This window comes from Streptomyces sp. URMC 127, assembly GCF_051386535.1.
Lineage (GTDB): Bacteria > Actinomycetota > Actinomycetes > Streptomycetales > Streptomycetaceae > Streptomyces.
The window spans coordinates 1-3,782 of sequence record NZ_JBPQTW010000359.1; the positions used below are offsets into that span (position 1 = coordinate 1).

The 3,782-nt window shown below is 74.3% G+C and carries 3 protein-coding genes; all 3 read right to left on the reverse strand.

The window, feature by feature from the left end; translation table 11 throughout:
* Positions 1-205: 205 nt before the first annotated feature.
* The gene (locus ACSNOH_RS33850; RefSeq protein ID WP_436725281.1) at positions 206-1,141 is read right to left on the reverse strand and encodes a serine/threonine-protein kinase; all 936 of its coding nucleotides are present in this window, start codon (positions 1,139-1,141) and stop codon (positions 206-208) included.
* Complete coding sequence (locus ACSNOH_RS33855) at positions 1,141-1,671, reverse strand: hypothetical protein (RefSeq protein WP_436725282.1); 531 nt, start codon at positions 1,669-1,671, stop codon at positions 1,141-1,143. The genes ACSNOH_RS33850 and ACSNOH_RS33855 overlap by 1 nt, the downstream gene beginning before the upstream one ends.
* A 67-nt stretch (positions 1,672-1,738) precedes the next feature.
* The coding region (locus ACSNOH_RS33860) for an ATP-binding cassette domain-containing protein (RefSeq protein WP_436725283.1) at positions 1,739-3,782 on the reverse strand (2,044 nt) is incomplete at its 5' end.

The window sequence follows — 3,782 nt, forward strand, 5'->3', positions numbered from 1 at the left end:
CCGCGGCGGCGGAAACGAGGGGCGCGGCCCGCAATCACATGCGGCGGCCCCGGCACCCCGGTCGGCGGGGGGGCCGCCGTCGTTCCCCCGCCGCAACGGCGCGCAACCCCCGCGGCGCAGCCCGGCGGTGCCGGACCGGGCCTGTCCCGTACGGGGGCGACCGGCCGGGGCCGGACTCCGCGGTGGCGCGGCAACTGGCCCGGCGTCAGGTCGGCCGTTCCGGGAATGCCACGCCCGCCCAGCCCGGCGGCTCCGGGACTCGTCGCACGCCCGGGAGCGACGCCGTCGCCGCCCGCAGCGCCGCCACGAAGCGCAGGCAGCTGTCGAAGCGTTCGGCGGGGGTCTTGGCCAGGGCCTTGGCGAGGACGTCGTCGGCCGCGGCCGGCAGGCCCGGGACGCGCTCCGACAGCCGCGGCGGCGCGTCGTACTGGTGCGCCCACAGCAGCGCCATGTCGTCCTCGCGCCGGAACGGCGGCGCCCCCGTGAGCATCTCGAAGACGACGCACCCCAGGCTGTACACGTCGCACCGCCCGTCCACCGGCTTGCCCGCGATCTGTTCGGGCGCGACGTAGTCCAGCGTGCCGACGAACTGGCCCACGCGGGTGTAGCCGGTCAGGGACAGGGACTTCTTCGTCAGCCCGAAGTCGGTGAGGTACACGTGCTCGGGGTGGTCGCTGTCGGTGCCCTCGGTCACGAGGATGTTGCCCGGCTTGACGTCCCGGTGGACGAGGTCGTGCGCGTGGGCCGCGTCGAGCGCCGAGGCGACCTGGCCCGCGATGCGGCACGCCACGACCGGCGGCAGCGGCCCGTCGCGGTCGAGCAGGGCGCGCAGGTCGAGCCCGGCCACGTACCGCATGGCGATGTAGAGGACGCCGTCGGCCTCTCCGGCCTCGAAGACGGGCACGATGTGCGGGTGGTCGATGGCCGCGGCGACGCGCGACTCGTGGCCGAAGCGCCGGCGGAAGGTGTCGTTGCGGGCCAGTTCGGGGGCGAGCAGCTTGAGCGCGACGATCCGGCCGAGCCGCAGGTCGCGGGCGCGGTAGACGACGGCCATGCCGCCGCGCCCGAGTTCGCCCTCCACCTCGTAGCCGGCGATGCGGCGGCCGGTCAGCTCCGAGGGCCGGTCCCCGGCCGGGGCCATCAGCGGTCACCGCCGGGCCCGGCCGGGGCGGCGAGCGCGGCCATGGCGGTGCCGTCGCAGTAGCACCACACGTCCCGTTCGGCGTCGTAGAGCCAGACGGCGTCGCCGTCGACGACGGCCCCGACGCGCAGGCCCCGTACGGCCTGGCCGAAGGCCTCGGCGTCGGTGCGGCCGGCGGCGAGGTCCTCCATGGCCTGCCGGTAGCGGCCGAGGGTCTCCTGGACGCGGGTGAGGAGCCCGCGCGCGTCGTCCGTGCGCACCAGCGGCCCCCCGGCGGCGGGCGGTCCCTGGGGCAGGACGACGAGGAGGCGGGCGTCGGTCCAGGCGGCCCAGCCGTTGGAGCAGAGCACCTGCCCCCAGTCGCCGCGCCGCTCCACGAGCCGTACGGGAAGGAGCGGGTCCAGCGGCGCGGTGGGCACGGCGCCGTCGGGGGCGGTCCAGGTGGCGAGCCCGCCGGGGGGCACGACGTGGGTCGGCTCGAAACCGGGGACGCCGGACGCGCCGCCGGAGGCCAGGGGGACGGTGCTCATGGCTGCGTCTCCTCCGTCTCCGTCACTTCTCCCTCCGTCACTTCTCCCGCACCCGTCTCCGCCTCCGTCACTTGCGCATGACCGCGGGTTCGTGGCGGCGCAGGAGGCGGGCCACCAGGAGGGCGAACACGAGGGCCAGGAGCAGCATCATGCCCATGTCCATCAGCCAGGTGCCGGCGGCGTGCCGGAAGAGCGGGTCGCCTCCCCCGGCCGAGGGCGGGAGCTGTCCGGTGGCCGGCGGGATGTGGGTGAAGTCGATCGTGGAGCTCATGGCGGCCAGCGCCCAGCGCGAGGGCACCAGCCAGGCGAGCTGCTCCAGCGCCGGCTTGTTGTTGAGCTCGATCATCCCGCCGCAGAAGACGACCTGGACCAGGGTGATGAGGACCAGCAGCGGCATGGTGACCTCTTCCCTGCGGACGATTGCCGAGATGAGCAGGCCCAGCAGCATGGACGTGAAGGACAGCACGGCCAGGGCCAGGGTCATCTCGGCCAGGGGCGGCATGAGCACGCCCTGGCCGCGGGGCGCGCGGGTGTCCACGCCGCCCAGGCCGACGACGGACAGGACGACGGCCTGCGCCACCGTGATCACACCGAGGACGAGGATCTTCGACATCACGTAGGCGGACCTGGACAGGCCCACGGCTCTCTCGCGCCGGTAGATGACCCGTTCCTTGACGAGTTCGCGCACGGCGTTGGCGGCGCCCGTCAGCACGCCGCCCACGCACAGGATCAGCAGGACCGTGTTGGCCTTGTCGGCGGAGGCGAAGCGGGTGCCCGAGGACAGCCGGGCCATCGCGCCGGTGACGAACGGCAGCACGATCATGATGATCAGGAAGGTGCGGTCGGTGCTCAGCGCCCGTACGTAGCGGCGCATCAGGGTCCACAGCTGGGCGCCCCAGGTCTGCGGCTTGGCGGGGGCCGGGGCGGGTTCCGCCTGCGCCGCGGGCGGCTCGGCGGGGCGCGGCCGCCCGGCGGCGGAGCCGACGTACTGCCGGTACTGGCCCGAGGCGCGGTACTCCCCCGGCCAGTCGCGGTCCTTGTCGTTCTCGAAGGCTTCGAAGGCCTCGGGCCACTCCTTGAACCCGAAGAAGCCGGGCGTGTCGGGGGGGGGCCCGTAGAAGGCGGTCCGCCCGCCGGGGGCGAGGACGAGCAGCCGGTCGCAGACGTCCAGGCTGAGCACGCTGTGGGTGACGACGATGACGGTGCGGCCGTCGTCGGCGAGGGTGCGCAGGGTGTTCATCACCGAGCGGTCCATGCCCGGGTCGAGGCCGGACGTCGGCTCGTCGAGGAAGAGCAGGGAGGGCTTGGTCAGGAGTTCGAGGGCGACGCTGACGCGCTTGCGCTGGCCGCCGGAGAGGCTGTGGATGGGCTGGTCGGCGCGCTGTTCGAGGCCCAGTTCGCGGATGACCTCCTCGACGCGGGCCAGGCGCTCGGCCTTGGCGGTGTCGCCGGGGAAGCGCAGTTCGGCGGCGTAGGACAGGGCGCGGCGCACGGTGAGCTGGACGTGCAGGATGTCGTCCTGGGGGACGAGCCCGATGCGGGCGCGCAGTTCGGCGTAGTCGCGGTAGAGGTCGCGGCCGTCGTAGAGCACCGTGCCCTGGTCGGCGGGGCGCAGCCCGGTGAGGGCGTTGAGGAGGGTGGACTTGCCGGAGCCGCTGGGGCCGACGACGGCGAGCAGGGACTTCTCGGCGACAGGGAAGGAGACCTCGTCGAGGAGCCGCTTGCGGCCCCCTTCGGCGTCGACGTGGACGCACAGGTCCTGGACGTCCAGGGAGATCTCGCCGCTGTCGACGTACTCCTGGAGCTGGTCGCCGACCAGGCAGAAGGCGGAGTGGCCGATGCCGATGATGTCGCCGGGGAGCACCGGTGCGCGGCGCACGGGGTGGCCGTTGAGGAAGGTGCCGTTGTGGCTGCCGAGGTCGACGATCTCGTAGTCGCCGCCGGGCCCCGCGCGCAGTTCGGCGTGGCGCCGGGAGACGACCAGGTCGTCGACGGTCAGGTCGTTGTCGGGGCCGCGGCCGATGCGGATCGTGCGGGCGGGCAGGGGGCGTACGGAGGTGGGCCGGCGGAAGGTGCCGGTGGCGGCGGGCAGGGACACGGACGTCGGGCGC

Excerpts from the sequence above, each read along its gene's own strand:
- ACSNOH_RS33850 (WP_436725281.1), bottom strand. The coding sequence starts at position 1,141 with ATGGCCCCGGCCGGGGACCGGCCCTCGGAGCTGACCGGCCGCCGCATC.
- ACSNOH_RS33855 (WP_436725282.1), bottom strand. The coding sequence starts at position 1,671 with ATGAGCACCGTCCCCCTGGCCTCCGGCGGCGCGTCCGGCGTCCCCGGT.